We start from the raw sequence: 18,935 nt of genomic DNA on the forward strand, positions 1-18,935 counted from the left end.
TCGTGTGTGCGTTGTGCAATCGGGCCGCGGCGCGCGTGCGCTGGCGGCGGACGGATCAGATGCTCCAGCGGGCGTTCACCAGGCGCTCGTTGAGCAACTGCGGGTCGATCGGCTGCGGCCGTCGCGAGAGGGCCAGGTGGAAGGTTTCCAGGGCGTTTTCCAGGCGCTGCTCGAGGACCGGCTCCAGGCGCGCCGGGTCGCTCTCGGTGGCGTAGGCGATCTGCTTGTCCACGGCGAATACGCCGTGCAGCACCTCCTGGGCCTTGAGCGCGGCCAGTACCGGCTTCAATGCGTAGTCCACGGCCAGCATGTGCGCGCTGCTGCCGCCGGTGGCGAACGGCAGCACCACCTTGTGCTCCAGGGCGCGCTCGGGCAACAGGTCGAGCAGGACCTTCAGCGCGCCGGAAAACGAGGCCTTGTACACCGGGGTGGCGACCAGCAGGCCGTCGGCGCGGCCGATCTGCTCGGCCAGCGCCAGTACCGGCGGACTGTCGAGGCGGGCACGCAGCAGGTCCTCGGCGGGAAAATCCAGCACTTGGTGGCTGGCCACCTCGACGCCGCGACGGCTCAGCCAGTCCCTGGCACGCTCCAGCAACACCCCGGAGCGGGAGCGTACGCTGGGACTTCCGGCGATGGAAACGACGAGCATGGGGGGATTCCTTATAACCGGAAAACAGAATATTCGTTTGGCTTGCTAACCAAGTTGCATAGACCTTAACAGGCGGCCTCATATTCCAATAAATGTTTTTTATTCATTTATTTATTCCATAAAGCATATAAGAACCCGATTCGAGGTCTTGCCTCAGAGCACGTGTGCCCGCTGCATTTCGGTCAGGGCCTCGCCGCGCAAGTAGGCCAGCTCCACCGCCCGGCGATCGCGGGGACGCGCCAGCGGTACGTGGAACTCGCGGCGGATGTGTCCGGGACGGCCGCCCATCAGCAGCACGCGGTCTGCGAGATAGAACGCCTCGTCGAGATCGTGGGTGACCAGCAGGACGCTGATCTCGTAGTTCTGCACCACGTCCTGCAGCAGGTCCTGGAGGCGCATGCGGGTGAAGGCGTCGACCGCGCTGAACGGCTCGTCGAGCAACAGCACCTGCGGCCGTCCGTAGAGACCGCGAGCGATCGCCGCGCGCTGCGCCATGCCGCCGGACAGTTGCTTGGGCAGCAATCCTCCGCAGCCGGCCAGTCCGACATCGGCGAGCAGGCGCTCGACCCAGTGCTCGTCCTCCAGCCAGCCGTCGGCGAAACCGACGTTCTGCGCCACCGTCAGCCAGGGCAACAGGCGCGGCTCCTGGAACACCACGCCGATTCCGCCGCTGCGGCCGTTCTCGCCGTCCGGGCCGAAGCCGAGGATCGGGTTGCGTTCGACAGTGCCCTGGAAGTCATCGTCCAGTCCGGCGGCGATCCGCAGCAGGGTGCTCTTGCCGCAACCACTGGGGCCGAGCAGGCTGACCACCTCGCCGGGCGCCAGCGACAGCGCCACGCCCTCCAGCACCCGCGTATCGCCATAGGCCTTGCGAATCTCCAGCAGGTCGAGCAGGCCGCTCATGCGCCGCCCTCCCCGTCGAAGCTGTCGCGCCAGCGCAGGGCCCGGCGCTCCAGCGAGCGGAGCAGGCCATCGCTGAGCTTGCCGAGGGCCGCCAGGACCAGGATCGCGGCGATCACCAGGTCCGGACGCGAGGTTTCCCGACCGTCGCTGAGCAGATAGCCGAGGCCCTGGGTGGCGGCGATCAGCTCCGCCGCGACGAGGAACATCCAGCTCAGGCTGAGCGCCCCGCGCAGGCCGGTGAACAGGTTCGGCAGCGCCGCCGGAAGGAGGATGCGGCGGACCAGGGCGAAGCGCGACAAACGGTAGAGCCGCCCCAGTTCCACCCACTTGCGATCGACCCCGCGTACCCCGGCGACCAGCGCGAGGTAGACCGGGAAGAAGGCGCCGAGGGCGATGAGGACGATCTTCGGCGTCTCGTCGATGCCGAACCAGAGCAGCAGCAAGGGCACCCAGGCCAGGCTGGGGATCGCCCGCAGGGCCTGGAAGCTCGGCTCGAGGTAGGCTTCGGCGCGACGACTGAGGCCGACCCAGGTTCCGACCGCCAGGGCCAGGCCGCTGCCGATCGCGAAGCCGGCGGCGACCCGCGCCAGGCTCGCGCCGACATGCCCCCACAGCTCGCCGCGAGCCAGTTCCACCAGGGTCAGCAGGATGCCGCTCGGCGCCGGCATCTGGTAGGCCGGCAGCCAGCCCAGGCGCACCAGCGCCTCCCACGACGATAGCGCCAGCAGCGGCAAGGCCCAGGCCCGCCAGGCGCCCGGCACGCGCAGTCGCCACGCCCGGCGCGAGACTCGCCGGGCCAGTCGCAGGCTCTGGCTGACCATGGCTCAGGGCTCCGTGCGCGCCAACGGGACACCGCCGATGACCTCGGCGGCCCACTGCGGCGCGATCAGTTCGTCGACCACCTTCTGCACGTCCACGCCCGGCCGCACCAGGCGCTCGTCCGCCAGGATCGGCGCCGCGGCCTTGAGCGCGGCGACCTGTTCGGCGCCCGGCAGCGGCTGGCTGAAATCGGTGCGCGACAGTTGCAGGCGAGCCACTTCCAGCGGCAGGCCGGCTTCCTCGGCAAGCAGTTGCGCGGCCTCGTCGGGATGCCCGATCACCCAGTGGCGCGCCTGCTCGTAGGCCGCCAGCACCTGGCGGATCAGTTGCGGATGGCCTTCGACGAAATCCTCGCGGACATTGAGCACGCCGTAGCTGTTGAAGCCGAGGTTGCGGTAGAGCAGCCGCGAGCCGGCCTGCAACTCGCTGGCCGCCATGTGCGGATCGAGCCCGGCCCAGGCGTCGACCTGGCCCTTCTCCAGGGCTACCCGGCCGTCGGGATGCTGCAGGTGGACGATACGCAGGTCGTTCTTGTCCAGGCCCACGCTGTGCAGGCTGCGGAGCAGGAACAGGTAGGGATCGGTGCCCTTGGTGGCAGCCACCTTGCGCCCCTTGAGTTCGGCGAGGCTGCGGATCGGCGAATCCTTGCGCACCAGCAGCGCGGTCCACTCCGGGCGGCTGGCGACGTATACGGTACGTACCGGGCTGCCGTTGGCCCGCGCGAGTACCGCGGCGAGGCCGGCGGTCGAGGCGAAATCGACGCTGCCGGCGTTGAGGTACTCCAGGGAACGGTTGCTGCCCTGGCTGAACACCCAGCGCACCCGGGTTCCGCTGCCGTCCAGGCTTTTCTCCAGCCAGCCGAACTTCCTGAGCGCCAGGCTGGTGGGGGCGTAGTAGGCATAGTCGAGACGGATTTCAGCGGGGGCGTCGGCGGCTTCGGCCGCGGGAAACACGGCAAGAACGGCGAGCAGGGCCAGCCAGGCCCGGCAGCGACGGAGAGCGGCGATCATGCGTCTGCTCCTGGAAGGAGGTGGATGAGCGAGCCTTCTCCCCGTCTGGCGGGCAAGTCAGAGCCGGTTTCGGAAACGGATGGCGGAAAGAAAGCGTCGCGGCGACGCGCTGGCGCACATAAAAAAGAGGGCCGGTCGAAACCGGCCAAAAACCCTGCTCGTGGCTAAACAGCGTTGCATGACGGCACGCACCGTCGAATAAAAGGTCCCGCCTGCCGTGCCTGCCCATGCAGGCGGGACGAATCCGGCCTCAGCGGTTGGGCTGGGGCGTCAGGCGCAGGTAGGGCTTCACCGCGCGGTAGCCTTTGGGGAAACGCCGCTTGATCTCTTCCTCGTCCTTCAGCGAAGGCACGATCACTACCTCGTCGCCGTCCTCCCAGTTGGCCGGCGTGGCGACCTTGTGCTCGTCGGTCAGTTGCAGCGAATCGATCACCCGGAGGATCTCGTTGAAGTTGCGCCCGGTGCTCGCCGGGTAGGTGATGATCAGGCGCACCTTCTTGTTCGGGTCGATGATGAACAGCGAACGCACGGTCAGCGTGTCGTTGGCGTTCGGGTGGATCAGGTCGTAGAGTTCGGAGACCTTGCGATCGGCGTCGGCGATGATCGGGAAGTTGACCCGGGTGTCCTGGGTCTCGTTGATATCGTCGATCCACTTCAGGTGCGAGTCCACCGGATCCACCGACAGCGCCAGGACCTTGACCCCGCGCTGGGCGAACTGGTCCTTGAGCTTGGCGGTGAAGCCCAGCTCGGTGGTGCACACCGGGGTGAAGTCGGCCGGGTGGGAGAACAGCACGCCCCAGCTGTCGCCCAGCCATTCGTGGAGGCGGATGCGCCCTTCGCTGGAATCCTGTTCGAAATCGGGGGCGATGTCGCCGAGTCTGAGGCTCATGGGGTCACTCCTTGTTCGTGTTGGGACCCACTATGCCCAAGGCCGGTCGACGTTAAAAAGAATAAATTCAGATTTTCTTATAACCAAAAATAGAATACCCAACCCTTCGCCTGGAAATCCGTCTCCTTTCGTCCGCCGGCCTGCCGCCCGGCCAACCCCCGCCTACACTGAAATCACCTTGGCCCGCCATCCAGGAGTCGCCGTCATGTTGGGGAAACGTTCCACCGATCCCGTCCCGGCCACCCGCTTCCGCAGCGATCGCATAAGTTCGGTGAATGGCCAGTACTTCTTCTCCACCCGCGAAGGGACCCTGGAAGGTCCCTACTTCACCCGTTTCGACGCGGAGCGGGAAATCGACGCGTATATCCGCAGGATGCGCCAATCGGCGGAAATCCAGGCGCCGGGTTCCCACTGAAACGATACAGGCGCGGAATTTATTTCCCGGCGGCTGAAACGTTCAAGAAAGGGAAGGCAAGTATTCTCGGCGGAACGCCGAGGCAAATGTCACCGCATGTGAACGCACTCACATCGGGGGTGAGTTCCAGTATCATTCACCCGGTGAATACCTGCCACGTCGTGCGTATCCACGCTTCTCCACGTTTTCTAGCGGTAAATCCATGAAAAAAATCTTATTGATGCTTTTGTGCGTCAGCGTGCTGGGTTGCTCCAAAAACAGCGTCGAATCGGAAAAACCGGTCGACGTGCTCCTGATCGGTGGCGGCATCATGAGCGCCACCCTGGGTACCTATCTGAACGAACTGGAACCGGGCTGGACCATCGAGATGGTCGAGCGCCTGGACAAGGTCGCCGAGGAAAGCTCCAACGGCTGGAACAACGCGGGCACCGGTCACTCGGCGTTCTGCGAACTGAACTACACCAGCGAGGCCGCGGACGGCTCGATGGATATCAGCAAGGCGGTGGCGATCAACGAGAACTTCGAGATCTCCAAGCAGTTCTGGGCCTACCAGGTCGACCGCAAGGTGCTGAACGATCCGAAGTCGTTCATCAACAACGTCCCGCACATGAGCTTCGTCTGGGGCGACGACAACGTCGCCTTCCTCAAGAAGCGCCACGCCGCCCTGCAGCACAGCTCGCTGTTCCGCGGCATGGAGTACTCGGAAGACCCCGAGCAGATCAAGCAGTGGGTGCCGCTGGTGATGGAAGGCCGCGAGCCGGGGCAGAAGATCGCCGCCACGCGCATGTCGATCGGCACCGACGTCAACTTCGGCGAGATCACCCGCCAGCTGGTGGGCTCGCTGTCGGCCAAGGACACCTTCAAGCTGCGCCTGCAACATGAGGTCCGCGACCTCAAGCGCAACGACGACGACACCTGGACCGTGACCATGGCCGACCTGGCCAACGGCGACAAGGAAACCAGCGTCAAGGCCAGGTTCGTCTTCATCGGCGCCGGTGGCGGCGCGCTGAAGTTGCTGCAGATGTCCGGTATCCCCGAGGCCGAAGGCTATGCCGGCTTCCCGGTGGGCGGTTCGTTCCTCGCCACCACCAACCCGGACGTGGTCAAGCGCCATCTGGCCAAGGTCTACGGCAAGGCTTCGGTGGGCTCGCCGCCGATGTCGGTGCCGCACCTCGACACCCGCATGATCGACGGCAAGCCGGTTCTGCTGTTCGGTCCGTTCGCCACCTTCTCCACCAAGTTCCTGAAGAACGGCTCGCTGTGGGACCTGCCGGGCTCGGTGACCAGCAGCAACATCGGCCCGATGTTCAACGCCGGCATCGACAACTTCGATCTCAGCCAGTACCTGATCGGCCAGCTGATGCTCAGCCAGGACGACCGCATGGCCTCGCTGCGCGAGTACTTCCCGGAAGCCCGCGACGAGGACTGGAAGCTGGTGCAGGCCGGCCAGCGCGTGCAGATCATCAAGAAGGACGCCGAGAAAGGCGGCGTACTGCAATTCGGCACCGAAGTGGTGACCGCCGCCGACGGCTCCGTCGCCGCCCTGCTCGGCGCCTCGCCGGGCGCCTCGACCGCCGCGCCGATCATGCTGTCGGTGCTGGAGAAGGCCTTCAAGGACAAGGTCGCCACCCCCGAGTGGCAGGCACGCCTGAAGGAAATCGTGCCGTCTTACGGGCGCAAGCTGAACAACGACATCGAGCTGACCAACAGCACCCGTGCCTGGAGCAGCGAGCGCCTGCAACTGATCCACGTGCCGGTACAGCCGGAGGCCTGATCGGCCACCGACGCGCGCGCATGAAAAAGCCCGGCAATAGCCGGGCTTTTTTGGGTTGGCGTTCGCCTTGCGGGGCGGCGCATCGGCGGATAACGCCGCTGGCGTTATTCGCCCTACCCGACAGGCAGCGCCGCCCACAAAGTCACTGCGGGCCGTAGGGCGAACAACCGCTCGCGGTTATCCGCCGGAACCTGCATGTCACCGATTGCGCCCTCCCGCGATATCACGCCCCTCCTTCGAGCCTGGCCAGGCGCTCCTCCAGCGCCGCCAGGCGCGTCTCCAGCTCGGCGATCCGCGCTTCCGCATCGGCCGACAGAGCGGCCGGCGCGGCGCGTTCCGGGTCGCTGCCCATCGCCTCCACGGCGGCCTCGAGGTCGGCCTGGCTGCCGAGCAGGTGCATGTAGCGCTCCTCGCGCTGCCCGGCGCGACGCTCCAGGTGCACGGCCAGGCCACGGCCGGCGAGGCGTTCCAGGTGGTGGCGGATCTGCTCGACGTCGTCGAAATCGTGCAGGCGGTTGCTGCGGGTGAGCAGTTCGTTGAGGGTCTGCGGACCACGCAGGAACAGCAGGCCGAGCAGCGCCACCTGTGGCGCCACCAATTCCAGGCCCTTGCCCAGGGTGTGCTCCCAGCGGTCGGCGCGGCTGCCCATCACCAGCCTGACCAGGCCGCGCCCCTCGAGCTGGCGCAGGCTCTGGCCGACCTGGCCGGGCGTGAGGTTCATCACCGGATCGCGGCTGGTCTTCTGGTTGCAGGCCAGGACCAGGGCATTGAGGGTCAGCGGATAGGTTTCCGGGGTGGTCGCCTGCTTCTCGACGAGGCTGCCGAGAATCCGTGCATCGACGGCGCTCAGCGGGTCGTCGACGAACGGCGAGTTGGGCTCGGTGGACATCGCTACATCCCTATGCAAGGAAAAAGGCGCCTAGCCTAGCGCGAGTCGCCGGGGATGGCACGGAGCGTCATGTAAATAAAACCCATGAGGCGAGCCCCGGCCTGCGGGGCCCGCCGTCGCGCACAGGCTCAGCGTACGGCTTCGAACAGCCCGCTGGCGCCCATGCCGCCGCCGACGCACATGGTCACCACGCCGTAGCGCAGGTTGCGCCGGCGCAGTTCGCGGACCAGATGACCGACCTGGCGCGAGCCGGTCATGCCGAACGGGTGGCCGATGGCGATGGAGCCGCCGTTGACGTTGTACTTCTCGTTGTCGATCTCCAGCCGGTCGCGGCAGTACAGGCACTGCGAGGCGAAGGCTTCGTTGAGTTCCCAGAGATCGATGTCGGCGATCTTCAGCTCCTTCGCCTTGAGCAGCTTCGGCACCGAGAACACCGGACCGATGCCCATTTCGTCCGGCTCGCAGCCGGCCACGGTGAAGCCACGGAAAAAGGCCTTCGGCTCCAGGCCCAGCGCCAGCGCTTTCTCCAGGCTCATCAGCAGGGTCATCGAGGCGCCGTCGGAGAGTTGCGAGGCGTTGCCGGCGGTGACCGAACCGTCCTCGGCGAACGCCGGCTTCAGCGAGGCCAGGCCTTCGAGGGTGGTGTCCGGGCGGTTGCAGTCGTCGCGGTCGACCACTCCGTCGAGCACCTGCTTCTCGCCGCTGGCCTTGTCCTCCACCGCGTAGCGGGTGGTCATCGGCACGATCTCGTCGGCGAACAGCCCGTCCGCCTGGGCTCGCGCCATCCGCTGCTGGCTCTGCAGGGCGTAGGCATCCTGGGCCTCGCGGGTGATGCCGTAGCGACGGGCGACGATCTCGGCGGTCTGCCCCATGGGGTAGTAGATGCCCGGCACCTCCCTTTGCAGCAGCGGGTTCACCAGGTGGTCGGTGTTGACGCTCTTCAGGGTCAGGGTGATCGACTCGACGCCGCCGGCGACGATCACCTCGCTGCAACCGGAAGCGATCTGGTTGGCGGCGATGGCGATCGCCTGCAGGCCGGAGGAACAGTAGCGGTTGAGGGTCATCCCCGGCACCTGGATGCCGAGGCCGGAGAGCACCGCCACGTTGCGCCCGATGTTGTGGCCCTGGGCGCCTTCGTTGGAGCCGGCGCCGACGATGCAGTCATCCACCAGCAGCGGGTCGAGGTCGTTGCGCGCCAGCAGCGCGTCGACGCAGTGGGCGGCCATGTCGTCCGGCCGGGTCAGGTTGAACTTGCCGCGGAAGGACTTGGCCAGGCCGGTCCGGACGCTGTCGACGATCACCACTTCACGCATGGGGGAACCCTCGCTGTTATTGTCGGGCGGCCGCCGGGGCAGCGGCCGGATCGAGCGAGGATAAGGCGAGGCAATCGCGCGAGGCACCGATCATTCATCCGGCGTATGCGTCGCCATCCCCTGGAGAGGACGGCGCCGCATTCCGGCAGGCCTCACTTGTCCTTCTTGTACGCCGCCTCGATGGCGTCGTTGATGGTGCGCAGCACCTTGACCCGGGCGAAGCGCTTGTCGTTGGCTTCGACCAGGGTCCAGGGCGCGATCTCGGTGCTGGTACGGTCGACCATGTCGCCCACCGCGTCCACGTACTGGTCCCACTTGTCGCGGTTGCGCCAGTCTTCCTCGGTGATCTTGTAGCGCTTGTAGGGGGTTTTCTCGCGCTCCTTGAAGCGCTCCATCTGGGTCTGCTTGTCGATCGCCAGCCAGAACTTCACCACGATGATCCCGTACTCGCTGAGCTGCTCCTCGAAGTCGTTGATCTCGCCATAGGCGCGCAGCCAGTCGGCCGGTGCGCAGAAGCCCTCGATGCGTTCCACCAGCACGCGGCCGTACCAGGAACGGTCGAAGATGGTGAACTGGCGGCGCGCCGGGATGTGCCGCCAGAAGCGCCAGAGATAGGGCTGCGCGCGCTCCTCTTCGGTCGGCGCGGCGATCGGCACGATATGGTACTGGCGCGGGTCCAGCGCGTCGGTAACGCGGCGGATGGCGCCGCCCTTGCCGGCCGCGTCGTTGCCCTCGAACACCGCGACCAGCGAATGCTGGCGGAAGCGCTTGTCGCGGATCAGCCCGGCCAGGCGCGCCTGCTCGGCGGCGAGCTGCTCCTTGTAGGCGTCCTTGTCCAGGTACTGGCCCAGGTCCAGGGAGTCCAGCAGGCCACGGTTGTCCAGGCTCGACACCAGCGGTGCGGCGTGCGGCTGGCGCTTGGCGCGCTCCTTGGTGGCCAGCGCGGCCTGCAACCCTTCGAGGAGGATGCGGCCGACGGTCAGGGCGCGGTAGCGCTCGTCCGCGCCTTCCACCACGTACCAGGGCGCGTAGTCCCGGCTGGTGCGGCGCAGCACGCGCTCGCCGTAATGCACGAAGCGGTCGTAGACCTCGCTCTGCTTCCAGTCCAGCGGACTGAGCTTCCAGCTGTGCTGCGGATCCTTCTCCAGCGCCTTGAGACGCTCCTTCAACTGTTTCTTGGAGAGATGGAACCAGAACTTGAAGAGCAGCGCGCCTTCGTCGCAGAGCATGCGTTCGAAGCGTTCGGCGGCATCGATGGCCTGGTCCAGCTTGGCCTCCTTGATATGCCCCTCGACCCGCGCGTAGAGCATCTGGCTGTACCAGTTGCCGAAGAAGATACCGGTCCGCCCCTTGGGCGGCAGACGCCGCCAGAAGCGCCACTGCGGCGGCCGCTCCAGCTCCTCGTCGGAGGGACGGAGGAAGCTCTGCACCTCGATCAGGCGCGGGTCCATCCACTCGTTGAGCAGCTTGACCGTCTCGCCCTTGCCGGCGCCCTCGATGCCGTTGATCAGGATGATCACCGGGAAGCGCGCCTGCTGCTTGAGCTCGAACTGCGCCTCGAGCAGCGCTTCGCGCAACTCGATGACGGCCTTCTCGTAGGTGTCCTTGTCGATGCTGTGGCCAACTTCCGCGGATTCGAACATGGAGGTCTCCCTTAACCTGAGTCCTTCAAGGTAGCGGATCGGCGTGCGGCTGTCTGCGCAGCGCCGCGGCATGTTCGCGCAGCGCCTCGCCGCTGGCCGGCAAAGCCCCGTAAAATGCGCCATCCGCTTTTTCAGGTTCTGCCATGTCCGACTTCCAGCATGCCCAGCTCGACTGGGACGAAAACGGCCAGCCGCTATCCCGCGCCTTCGGCGACGTATATTTTTCCCGGCATTCCGGGCTCAACGAGACGCGCCATGTGTTCCTCGCCACCAACCGCCTGGCCGAGCGCTTCGCCGCGCTGGGCGACGGCGAGGTGCTGTGCATCGGCGAGACCGGCTTCGGCACCGGACTGAACTTCCTCTGCGCCTGGCAATTGTTCGAACGGGTTGCTCCGGCCGGCGCGCGTCTGGAGTTCGTCAGCGTGGAGAAATTCCCCCTCGCCGCCGCCGACCTGCGCCGCGCCCTGGCGCTATGGCCGGAACTGGCGCCCTGGAGCGAAGCCCTGCTGGACCAGTATCTCGCCCTGCATCCGGGCTTCCAGCGCCTGGCGTTCGCGGGCGGAAGGGTCGGCCTGACCCTGCTGCTGGGCGATGCCCTGGAGTGCCTGCCGCAGCTCGACGCGCGGGTCGACGCCTGGTTCCTCGACGGCTTCGCCCCGGCGAAGAACCCGGACATGTGGTCGCCCGCGCTGTTCGCCGAACTGGCGCGACTGTCGGCGCCGCAGGCGACCCTGGGCACCTTCACCAGCGCAGGTTTCGTCCGCCGCGGGCTGATCGAGGCCGGTTTCGCCATGCAACGGGTACCGGGCTACGGGCAGAAGCGCGAGATGCTCGGCGGCACCTACCAGGGGCCGCCGGCGAACGCCGGCAAGCCCTGGTACGCACGCCCCGCGCCCCACGCCGGGCGCCGCGCGGCACTGGTGGTCGGCGGCGGCCTGGCCGGCTGCGCCAGCGCCGCCAGCCTCGCCGCGCGCGGCTGGCAGGTGACCCTGATCGAACGCCATCCCGGCCTCGCCCGGGAAGCCTCGGGCAACCCCCAGGGCGTGCTCTACCTGAAACTCTCGGCCCACGGCACGCCGCTGTCGCGCCTGGTGCTCAGCGGCTTCGGCCATACCCGCCGGCTGCTCGAACGCCTGCGGCGCGGCCACGACTGGGACGCCTGCGGCGTACTGCAACTGGCCTTCGACGCCAAGGAAGCGCAACGCCAGGCGCAACTGGCCGCAGCCTTCCCCACCGACCTGCTGCACGGCCTGGACCGCGAGCAGGCCGAGCGCCTCGCCGGCGTCCCCCTGCCCGCCGGCGGCCTGTTCTATCCCGAAGCCGGCTGGGTCCATCCGCCCGCGCTGTGCCAGGCCCTGGCCGCCACCCCCGGGATCACCCTGCTGAGCGGCCGGGCGGTACGCTTGCGCCGCGAGGGCGACGACTGGTGCGCCTACGCCGGCGACGAATGCCTGGCCCGCGCGCCACTCGCGATCCTCGCCACCGCCGCCGACATCCGCGACTTCCCGCCCGCCGCCGAGCTGCCGCTGAAGCGCATTCGCGGGCAGGTCACCCGCCTGCCGGCCACCCCGCAAAGCCGGGCGCTGCGCACCGTGGTCTGCGCCGAGGGCTACGTCGCACCGCCGCGTGGCGACGAACACACCCTCGGCGCCAGCTTCGACTTCAAGAACGAAGACCTGGCGCCGACCCTCGCCGAACACCAGGGCAACCTCGAACTGCTGCGGGAAATATCCCCCGACCTGCTGCAGCGCCTGGGCGCCGACGACCTGCCGCTGGAGCGCCTGGAAGGCCGCGCGGCATTCCGCTGCACCAGCCCCGACTACCTGCCCCTGGTAGGCCCGCTGGCCGAGCGCACGGCCTTCGACGAGGCCTACGCGGTGCTCGCCCGCGACGCCCGCCAGGTGCCGGAGCGGGCCTGCCCCTGGCTGCCAGGCCTGTACCTGAACAGCGGCCACGGCTCGCGCGGGCTGATCAGCGCGCCGCTGTCCGGCGAACTGCTGGCGGCGTGGATCTGCGGCGAGCCGCTGCCGCTGCCGCGCGCGGTGGCCGAGGCCTGCCACCCGAACCGCTTCCTGCTGCGTGACCTGGTGCGTGGGCAGCGCGGCTGAAGCCCCGGGCGCACCGATTTGCGCTACCCTTCGAGCCTGCCGCACGCGCAGGCCATACCGGACCACCGGCTGGCTCACCCGCGGAAACAGTTGATCGACGATGGATGTACTGCTCTTCGAATCCCTGGGCATCGGCGCCGTTCTCGGCCTGCTGCTCGGCCTCACCGGCGCCGGCGGCTCGCTGGTCGCCCTGCCCCTGCTGCTCAGCCTGCACCTGCCGCTGCGCGACGCCATCGGCGTGAGCCTCGGCGCGGTCGCCCTGTCGGCGCTGATCGGCGCCATCCCGCGCGCGCGCCAGGGCCAGGTGGCCTGGCGGCCGGTGCTGGTCCTGGCGCTGGCCGGCCTGCCGAGCAACGCCGTCGGCCAATGGCTCGGCCGCTTCGTCCCGGAAGGCGTGCTGATCGTCGCCTTCTGCCTGCTGGTGCTCTGGTCGGCCTGGCGCATGTGGCGCGGCGCCGGGATGAAACGCGAGGCCAGCGACCAGGCACGGAGCCTGCCGCTGCTCGGCATCGGCCTGGCGGTCGGCTTGCTGTCGGGATTGATGGGCGTGGGCGGCGGTTTCCTGGTGGTGCCGGGGCTGCTCTGGTTCACCCCGCTGTCGATGATGGCCGCCACCGCCACCTCGATGGCGGTGATCGCGCTGGTCTCCGGCGGCGGCTTCCTGATCTACCTGACCGGCGCCCACCCGCCGCTGCCGCTGCTCGGCGGCCTCGCCGCCGGCGGCGCGGTCGGCGTGCTCGGCGGCAACCTGCTGGCGCAGCGCCTCGGCGGCCCGACCCTGCAACGCCTGTTCGCGCTGATGCTGGTGGCGGTGAGCTTCTCCCTGGCGGCGCAGAAGCTCTACGGCGGGTAGCTTTCCTCGGCGGCCGGGGCACCGGGGAAGCGGCGTCATGCGCCCTGCTCGACGGTCATGCCATGTCGTCGGGCGGATATCGCTGGGTCGGCGGATAACGCCGACGGCGTTATCCGCCCTACGCGGAGGTCACGCCATGGCGTACAACGCGCTTGTCCACCAGCCTGCACCGGCAAGGCATCGGCAGGTTCGCCAGGTAAAGACCGCCGACGCGACTGTCTTTCGTAGCGAACCTGGCGCCCTCACTCTTCTTCGACGTCCTCTTCCGGCAGGCCGAACAGGTCGGCCGCGCGCAGCAGCGCGGCCAGCAGGCCGTGGCGCTCCCACTCGGGCAACGCGGCGAAGCGCTCGATCACGTACTCCGGCAATAGCGGCGGCGCCTCCGCCAGGGCTTCGTGGCCGGCCGGGTCGAGGTGCAGCCAGGACTTGCGCCGGTCCTGTTCGTCGCGCCGACGATAGAGCAGGCCGCGTCCTTCGAGGCGGTCGAGCACGCCGGAGAGCGATGCCTGGGACAGGCTGACCAGCTTGGCCAGTTGCGTCGCGGTCAGTTCTCCCTCCACCGCCAGGACATGCAGGATCAGCAATTGCAGCGGGGTCAGGCCACCGTATCGGCTGAGACGCTTGGAGTGGATTTCGGCGGCCTGCTGGAGACGGCGGATGGCGCGGAAAATAGCGAGCGAATAGGTATCGGCAGCGGTCTTATTACTTTCAACCATAATAAATTCTTCGTTAAGGGTCCTGATAGGCCCGGAAAAATCGTATAGAACTCCTTCCAACTGTAACGGTCCTCTGTTAGGTAAGTCATGTACCCGGAAGGAGTACGTAACCCACTTCCCCAACGGAGAACCGGTAAGGAATATGTGCGGCATATCAGGAGAGTTTCGTTTCGACAACCAGGCAGCCGACCTCGCAGCGGTCGAACGCATCACCCACCACCTGGCCCCTCGCGGCCCCGACGCCTGGGGCTTCCACGCCCAGGGCCCGATCGCCCTCGGACATCGACGGCTGAAGATCATGGACCTGGCGGAAGCTTCCGGCCAACCGATGATCGATCCCGATCTCGGCCTGGCCATGGTGTTCAATGGCGCCATCTACAACTACCCCGAACTGCGTGGCGAACTGGAAAGCCTTGGCTATCGGTTCTTCTCCGGCGGCGACACCGAAGTTCTCTTGAAGGGGTACCATGCCTGGGGCGCCGATTTATTGCCCCGGCTCAATGGGATGTTCGCCTTCGCCGTCTGGGAGCGCGATCGCCAGCGGCTGTTCCTGGCCCGTGACCGCCTCGGCATCAAGCCGCTCTACTACAGCCTCGACCGCTCGCGCCTGCGCTTCGCCTCGAGCCTGCCGGCCCTGCTCAAGGGCGGCGACATCGCCAGCGACCTCGATCCGCAGGCGCTGAATTTCTACCTCAACTTCCACGCCGTGGTTCCCGCCCCGCACACCTTGCTGGAGGGCGTGAAGAAGCTGCCGCCGGCGACCTGGATGAGCGTCGACCTCGACGGAAGCTGCGAGCAGCGCACCTGGTGGACGCTGGACTACGGCCCGCGCCCGGACGAGCGCGAGCTGACGCTCGACGACTGGCAGGAGCGCGTCCTCGACGGCCTCCGCGAAGCGGTGGCGATCCGCCAGCGCGCCGCCCGCGAGGTCGGCGTGCTGCTCTCCGGCGGGGTCGATTCGAGCCTGCTGGTGGGCCTGCTGCACGAAGCCGGGGTGGACAACCTGCTGACCTTCTCCATCGGCTTCGAGGATGCCGGCGGCGAGCGCGGCGACGAGTTCCAGTATTCCGACCTGATCGCCGAGCGCTATCACACCCGCCACCATCGCCTGCGCATCGGCGAGCACGAAGTGATCGAGCAGTTGCCGGCGGCCTTCCGCGCCATGAGCGAGCCGATGGTCAGCCACGACTGCATCGCCTTCTACCTGCTCGCGCGGGAAGTCTCGAAGCACTGCAAGGTGGTGCAGAGCGGCCAGGGCGCCGACGAGCTGTTCGCCGGCTACCACTGGTATCCGAAGGTGGATGGCGCCGACGACGCCTTCGCCGCGTACCGCGCGGCGTTCTTCGACCGCGACCACGAGGAATACCTGGCCACCGTCGGTGAGCGCTTCCGCGTCGAGGACGTCGCCGGGCGCTTCGTCCGCGACCACTTCGCCAGCCCCGGCGCCGAGGCCGCGGTGGACAAGGCGCTGCGCCTGGACAGCACGATCATGCTGGTCGACGACCCGGTCAAGCGGGTCGACAACATGACCATGGCCTGGGGCCTGGAAGCCCGCGTGCCGTTCCTCGACTACCGCCTGGCCGAGCTGTCGGCGCGCATTCCCGCCCGCTTCAAGCTCGGCGACGGCGGCAAGCAGGTGCTCAAGGGCGCCGCGCGCAAGGTAATTCCCAGCGAAGTCATCGACCGGCCCAAGGGCTACTTCCCGGTGCCCGGTCTCAAGCACCTGCAGGGCCGCACCCGCGAATGGGTACGCGAACTGCTGCTCGACCCGAGCCAGGACCGCGGCCTGTTCCAGCCGGCGATATTCGATCGCCTGCTGAGCGATCCGGACGGCGACCTCACACCGCTGCGCGGCTCCAAGCTGTGGCAGCTGGCCGCCCTCAACCTCTGGCTCAGCGAACAGGGACTTTGAAAATGGGCCCCCAACGCAGGGGCCCGAACCAGGAGCGATCATGAAAGGCCACTTGCATCTGCCTCACCCGCACAACCAGCGCCTGCAACGTATCCAGGCGCCCACCTACGAACGCCTGCAGGCGCGTCTCGCCGAAGATCACAGCGAGCCCACCGAGAAACCGCTGAGCATCCACTGCGGCTGGGGCCGCCTGCTGATCGGGCAGACCTACCCGGACGCCGAGGAACTGGCCCGCGACCTGTTGCAGGAAGCCCCCGGCGAACGCGACATCGCGCTCTACGTGGCGGCGCCGCAGCAGGTCCTGGCCCACGCCCCGCAGCAGCTCTTCCTCGATCCCTCGGATACCCTGCGCCTGTGGTTCACCGACTACCGCCCGGCGCGCCGTCCGCCACGCGGTTTCCGCATCCGCCGGGTACATACCGAGGAGGACTGGGCGGCGATCAACCGCCTGTACCTGGCGCGCGGCATGCTTCCGGTGCAGACCGAGCGCCTCAGCCCGCGCCACCAGGGCGGGCCGATCTACTGGCTGGCCGAGGACGCCGACACTGGCGTCGCGGTAGGCACGGTGATGGGCCTCAACCACGCCAAGGCGTTCCAGGACCCGGAGGGCGGCTCCAGCCTCTGGTGCCTGGCGGTGGACCCGCAATGCAGCCGGCCGGGCGTCGGCGAGGCGTTGGTGCGGCACCTGGTCGAGCACTTCATGAGCCGCGAACTGGCCTACCTCGACCTCTCGGTGCTGCACAACAACCAGCAGGCCAAGGCGCTCTACCGCAAGCTCGGCTTCCGCGAACTGGCGACCTTCACCATCAAGCGCAAGAACGGCATCAACCAGTCGCTGTTCCTCGGCCCCGGCCCGGAGGAAGACCTCAACCCCTACGCCCGGATCATCGTCGACGAGGCCCACCGGCGCGGCATCGAGGTGCGCGTCGACGACGCCGAGGGCGGCCTGTTCACCCTGACCCAGGGCGGCCGGCAGATCCGCTGCCGTGAATCGCTCTCCGACCTGACCACGGCGGTGAGCATGACCCTCTGCCAGGACAAGGTCCTCACCCACCGCGCCCTGCAGCACGCCGGCCTGCGCCAGCCGCAGCAGCGCCTGGCCGGCAGCGCGGAGGAAAACGCCGCGTTCCTCGCCGAGCACGGTTCGCTGGTGGTCAAGCCGGTGGACGGCGAGCAGGGCCAGGGCGTGGCGGTGGACCTGCGCACCGCGGAAGAGGTCGAGGAGGCCATCGAGGCCGCCCGCCATTTCGATTCGCGCGTGCTGCTGGAGAGCTACCACGCCGGCCACGACCTGCGCGTGCTGGTGATCGGCTACGAGGTGGTGGCCGCCGCCATCCGTCGTCCCGCCGCGGTGATCGGCGACGGCCGGCACAGCATCCGCGAGCTGATCGAGGCGCAGAGCCGCCGGCGCCAGGCCGCCACCGGCGGGGAAAGCCGCATCCCGCTCGACCACGAGACCGAGCGCACCCTGCGGGCCGCCGGCTATGGCTACGACGACGTGCTGCCCAGCGGCGAACACCTGGCCGTGCGGCGCACCGCCAACCTGCACACCGGCGGCATCCTCGAGGACGTCACCGACGCCCTCCATCCGGCCCTCCGCGAGGCCGCGATCCAGGCCGCGCGGGCCCTGGAAATACCGGTGGTGGGCCTGGACTTCCTGGTCGAGGCCGCCGACCAGCCCGACTACGTGATCATCGAAGCCAACGAGCGCGCCGGCCTGGCCAACCACGAGCCGCAGCCGACCGCCGAACGCTTCGTCGATCTTCTCTTCCCCCTCAGCCGCGAGGTGCCTTCATGACCCCTCTGCCACAACCGGACCTCAACTACCTGCAACGGGTGCTGCTGGAGATGCTCGCCATCCCCAGCCCCACCGGCTTCACCGATACCATCGTGCGCTATGTCGCCGAGCAGCTCGACGAACTTGGCGTGCCCTTCGAGATGACTCGCCGGGGAACCATCCGGGCGACCCTCCAGGGCCGCCTGAATACCCCCGACCGGGCGGTTTCCGCGCACCTCGACACGATCGGCGCGCTGGTCCGCGAGATCAAGCCCAACGGCCGCCTCGGCCTGGCCCCGGTAGGCTGCTGGTCGAGCCGCTTCGCCGAGGGTAGCCGGGTCACGGTGTTCACCGAACAGGGCGTGTTCCGTGGCAGCGTGCTGCCGCTGCTGGCTTCGGGCCACGCCTTCAATACCGAGGTGGACAACCTGAAGATCAGCTGGGACAACATCGAGCTGCGTCTCGACGCCTATACCGCCAGTCGCGCCGACAGCGAGAGCCTGGGCATCTCGGTGGGTGACTACGTGGCCTTCGATCCGCTGCCGGAGTTCACCGAGAGCGGCCATATCAGCGCCCGCCACCTGGACGACAAGGCCGGGGTCGCGGCGCTGCTGGCGGCGCTGAAGGCGGTCAAGGAAAGCGGGCAGGAGCCGCCGATCGACTGCCACCCGCTGTTCACCATCACCGAGGAAGTCGGCTCCGGCGCCGCCGGCGCCCTGCCCTGGGACGTCAGCGAGTTCGTCGGCATCGACATCGCCCCGGTGGCCGAAGGCCAGAATTCCAACGAGCACAGCGTCAGCGTGGCCATGCAGGACTCCGGCGGGCCCTACGACTTCCATCTGTCGCGGCACCTGCTGCGGCTCGGCGAGCGCCACGACATCGCCCTGCGCCGCGACCTGTTCCGCTACTACCACAGCGACGCGCAGTCGGCGATCGCCGCCGGCCACGACACCCGCGCCGCGCTGCTGGCGTTCGGCTGCGACGCCACCCACGGCTACGAGCGCACGCACATCGACAGCCTCGCCGCGCTGAGCCGCCTGCTCACTGCCTACATCCTCAGCCCGCCGGTCTTCGCCAGCGACGCCAAGCCCCGGGAAACCTCGCTGGAACGCTTCAACAAGCAGCTCGAGCATCCGGTGCACATGGAAAGCTGCACCCACGTCCCGCCGGTGGACGAAGTGCTCGACAGCAGCAACAACAGCGACAAGGGCTGAGCCCGCGCCGGCCTCCCCGCCCCCGGGGAGGCCGCCCTCCTCTCCAGCCAA

General features: G+C 68.0%; 17 protein-coding genes. 7 read left to right on the top strand and 10 right to left on the bottom strand.

The window, feature by feature from the left end; translation table 11 throughout:
* Positions 1 to 55: 55 nt before the first annotated feature.
* The 5 genes from ssuE to FOC67_RS18470 form a co-directional block, all read right to left on the bottom strand.
* Positions 56 to 649, bottom strand: a complete 594-nt coding sequence (gene ssuE, locus FOC67_RS18450) for an NADPH-dependent FMN reductase (RefSeq protein ID WP_003091915.1) — start codon at positions 647 to 649, stop codon at positions 56 to 58.
* 153 nt (positions 650 to 802) lie between these two features.
* Positions 803 to 1,552: an ABC transporter ATP-binding protein gene (locus tag FOC67_RS18455; protein WP_003091922.1), complete on the bottom strand. Its 750-nt coding sequence runs from the start codon at positions 1,550 to 1,552 to the stop codon at positions 803 to 805.
* Positions 1,549 to 2,373: an ABC transporter permease gene (locus FOC67_RS18460; RefSeq protein ID WP_003091924.1), complete on the bottom strand. Its 825-nt coding sequence runs from the start codon at positions 2,371 to 2,373 to the stop codon at positions 1,549 to 1,551. The genes FOC67_RS18455 and FOC67_RS18460 overlap by 4 nt, the downstream gene beginning before the upstream one ends.
* Positions 2,374 to 2,376: 3 nt before the next feature.
* A complete protein-coding gene (locus FOC67_RS18465) occupies positions 2,377 to 3,381 on the bottom strand; it encodes an aliphatic sulfonate ABC transporter substrate-binding protein (protein WP_009313634.1) in 1,005 nt (334 codons plus the stop codon).
* Positions 3,382 to 3,631: 250 nt separating this feature from the next.
* Positions 3,632 to 4,270: a peroxiredoxin gene (locus tag FOC67_RS18470; RefSeq protein ID WP_003091927.1), complete on the bottom strand. Its 639-nt coding sequence runs from the start codon at positions 4,268 to 4,270 to the stop codon at positions 3,632 to 3,634.
* A gap of 205 nt (positions 4,271 to 4,475) precedes the next feature.
* Here FOC67_RS18470 and FOC67_RS18475 point away from each other — a divergent pair, with 205 nt between their 5' ends.
* Together FOC67_RS18475 and FOC67_RS18480 are read left to right on the top strand one after the other, a co-directional pair.
* Entirely contained in the window at positions 4,476 to 4,685 is a 210-nt protein-coding gene (locus tag FOC67_RS18475; protein WP_003091929.1) for a DUF6316 family protein, read from the top strand.
* Between the two features lie 202 nt (positions 4,686 to 4,887).
* Complete coding sequence (locus tag FOC67_RS18480; protein ID WP_009313633.1) at positions 4,888 to 6,459, top strand: malate:quinone oxidoreductase; 1,572 nt, start codon at positions 4,888 to 4,890, stop codon at positions 6,457 to 6,459.
* Positions 6,460 to 6,682: 223 nt separating this feature from the next.
* Here FOC67_RS18480 and FOC67_RS18485 read toward each other — a convergent pair whose 3' ends face one another.
* The 4 genes from FOC67_RS18485 to FOC67_RS18500 all read right to left on the bottom strand — a co-directional run bounded on the left by FOC67_RS18485 (position 6,683) and on the right by FOC67_RS18500 (position 10,449).
* Positions 6,683 to 7,348: a YceH family protein gene (locus FOC67_RS18485; RefSeq protein ID WP_003091932.1), complete on the bottom strand. Its 666-nt coding sequence runs from the start codon at positions 7,346 to 7,348 to the stop codon at positions 6,683 to 6,685.
* Positions 7,349 to 7,476: 128 nt separating this feature from the next.
* Complete coding sequence (locus FOC67_RS18490; protein WP_003160799.1) at positions 7,477 to 8,661, bottom strand: thiolase family protein; 1,185 nt, start codon at positions 8,659 to 8,661, stop codon at positions 7,477 to 7,479.
* Between the two features lie 152 nt (positions 8,662 to 8,813).
* Positions 8,814 to 10,304 carry a polyphosphate:AMP phosphotransferase gene (pap, locus tag FOC67_RS18495; protein ID WP_003091935.1) on the bottom strand — a complete coding sequence of 497 codons (1,491 nt, stop codon included), beginning with the start codon at positions 10,302 to 10,304 and terminating at the stop codon, positions 8,814 to 8,816.
* Between the two features lie 25 nt (positions 10,305 to 10,329).
* Complete coding sequence (locus tag FOC67_RS18500) at positions 10,330 to 10,449, bottom strand: amino acid oxidase (RefSeq protein ID WP_083842282.1); 120 nt, start codon at positions 10,447 to 10,449, stop codon at positions 10,330 to 10,332.
* On the opposite strand from FOC67_RS18500, the gene mnmC reads away from it, so the two are divergent.
* Both mnmC and FOC67_RS18510 read left to right on the top strand, forming a co-directional pair.
* Positions 10,448 to 12,412 (top strand): bifunctional tRNA (5-methylaminomethyl-2-thiouridine)(34)-methyltransferase MnmD/FAD-dependent 5-carboxymethylaminomethyl-2-thiouridine(34) oxidoreductase MnmC, encoded by a 1,965-nt coding sequence (gene mnmC / locus FOC67_RS18505; protein WP_124133474.1) that lies wholly within the window; start codon positions 10,448 to 10,450, stop codon positions 12,410 to 12,412. The genes FOC67_RS18500 and mnmC overlap by 2 nt on opposite strands.
* A 100-nt stretch (positions 12,413 to 12,512) precedes the next feature.
* On the top strand, positions 12,513 to 13,265 hold the full coding sequence (locus FOC67_RS18510; protein ID WP_003117537.1) for a sulfite exporter TauE/SafE family protein: 753 nt from the start codon (positions 12,513 to 12,515) through the stop codon (positions 13,263 to 13,265).
* A 242-nt stretch (positions 13,266 to 13,507) separates the two neighbouring features.
* On the opposite strand, the gene FOC67_RS18515 is transcribed toward FOC67_RS18510, so the two are convergent.
* Positions 13,508 to 13,981 carry a MarR family winged helix-turn-helix transcriptional regulator gene (locus FOC67_RS18515; protein WP_003091943.1) on the bottom strand — a complete coding sequence of 158 codons (474 nt, stop codon included), beginning with the start codon at positions 13,979 to 13,981 and terminating at the stop codon, positions 13,508 to 13,510.
* Between the two features lie 142 nt (positions 13,982 to 14,123).
* Between FOC67_RS18515 and FOC67_RS18520 the strand changes: the two genes are divergently transcribed.
* From FOC67_RS18520 to FOC67_RS18530, 3 genes are read left to right on the top strand one after another with little or no spacing between them, the layout of a single operon-like run.
* Positions 14,124 to 15,893 (top strand): N-acetylglutaminylglutamine amidotransferase, encoded by a 1,770-nt coding sequence (locus FOC67_RS18520; protein WP_003106635.1) that lies wholly within the window; start codon positions 14,124 to 14,126, stop codon positions 15,891 to 15,893.
* Positions 15,894 to 15,933: 40 nt separating this feature from the next.
* Positions 15,934 to 17,691 carry an N-acetylglutaminylglutamine synthetase gene (ngg, locus tag FOC67_RS18525; protein WP_003111433.1) on the top strand — a complete coding sequence of 586 codons (1,758 nt, stop codon included), beginning with the start codon at positions 15,934 to 15,936 and terminating at the stop codon, positions 17,689 to 17,691.
* Positions 17,688 to 18,884 (top strand): osmoprotectant NAGGN system M42 family peptidase, encoded by a 1,197-nt coding sequence (locus FOC67_RS18530; RefSeq protein WP_003111432.1) that lies wholly within the window; start codon positions 17,688 to 17,690, stop codon positions 18,882 to 18,884. Before ngg ends, FOC67_RS18530 begins: the two co-directional genes overlap by 4 nt.
* The last annotated feature ends 51 nt before the right edge of the window (positions 18,885 to 18,935 follow it).

The organism is Pseudomonas sp. FDAARGOS_761 (assembly GCF_013343155.1).
In the GTDB taxonomy this organism is placed as follows: Bacteria; Pseudomonadota; Gammaproteobacteria; order Pseudomonadales; family Pseudomonadaceae; genus Pseudomonas; species Pseudomonas aeruginosa.

What these genes read in the sequence shown, in the direction of transcription:
- ssuE (WP_003091915.1), bottom strand. Translation starts at nt 649, where the DNA reads ATGCTCGTCGTTTCCATCGCCGGAAGTCCCAGCGTACGCTCCCGCTCC.
- FOC67_RS18455 (WP_003091922.1), bottom strand. Translation starts at nt 1,552, where the DNA reads ATGAGCGGCCTGCTCGACCTGCTGGAGATTCGCAAGGCCTATGGCGAT.
- FOC67_RS18460 (WP_003091924.1), bottom strand. Translation starts at nt 2,373, where the DNA reads ATGGTCAGCCAGAGCCTGCGACTGGCCCGGCGAGTCTCGCGCCGGGCG.
- FOC67_RS18465 (WP_009313634.1), bottom strand. Translation starts at nt 3,381, where the DNA reads ATGATCGCCGCTCTCCGTCGCTGCCGGGCCTGGCTGGCCCTGCTCGCC.
- FOC67_RS18470 (WP_003091927.1), bottom strand. Translation starts at nt 4,270, where the DNA reads ATGAGCCTCAGACTCGGCGACATCGCCCCCGATTTCGAACAGGATTCC.
- FOC67_RS18475 (WP_003091929.1), top strand. Translation starts at nt 4,476, where the DNA reads ATGTTGGGGAAACGTTCCACCGATCCCGTCCCGGCCACCCGCTTCCGC.
- FOC67_RS18480 (WP_009313633.1), top strand. Translation starts at nt 4,888, where the DNA reads ATGAAAAAAATCTTATTGATGCTTTTGTGCGTCAGCGTGCTGGGTTGC.
- FOC67_RS18485 (WP_003091932.1), bottom strand. Translation starts at nt 7,348, where the DNA reads ATGTCCACCGAGCCCAACTCGCCGTTCGTCGACGACCCGCTGAGCGCC.
- FOC67_RS18490 (WP_003160799.1), bottom strand. Translation starts at nt 8,661, where the DNA reads ATGCGTGAAGTGGTGATCGTCGACAGCGTCCGGACCGGCCTGGCCAAG.
- pap (WP_003091935.1), bottom strand. Translation starts at nt 10,304, where the DNA reads ATGTTCGAATCCGCGGAAGTTGGCCACAGCATCGACAAGGACACCTAC.
- mnmC (WP_124133474.1), top strand. Translation starts at nt 10,448, where the DNA reads ATGTCCGACTTCCAGCATGCCCAGCTCGACTGGGACGAAAACGGCCAG.
- FOC67_RS18500 (WP_083842282.1), bottom strand. Translation starts at nt 10,449, where the DNA reads ATGGCAGAACCTGAAAAAGCGGATGGCGCATTTTACGGGGCTTTGCCG.
- FOC67_RS18510 (WP_003117537.1), top strand. Translation starts at nt 12,513, where the DNA reads ATGGATGTACTGCTCTTCGAATCCCTGGGCATCGGCGCCGTTCTCGGC.
- FOC67_RS18515 (WP_003091943.1), bottom strand. Translation starts at nt 13,981, where the DNA reads ATGGTTGAAAGTAATAAGACCGCTGCCGATACCTATTCGCTCGCTATT.
- FOC67_RS18520 (WP_003106635.1), top strand. Translation starts at nt 14,124, where the DNA reads ATGTGCGGCATATCAGGAGAGTTTCGTTTCGACAACCAGGCAGCCGAC.
- ngg (WP_003111433.1), top strand. Translation starts at nt 15,934, where the DNA reads ATGAAAGGCCACTTGCATCTGCCTCACCCGCACAACCAGCGCCTGCAA.
- FOC67_RS18530 (WP_003111432.1), top strand. Translation starts at nt 17,688, where the DNA reads ATGACCCCTCTGCCACAACCGGACCTCAACTACCTGCAACGGGTGCTG.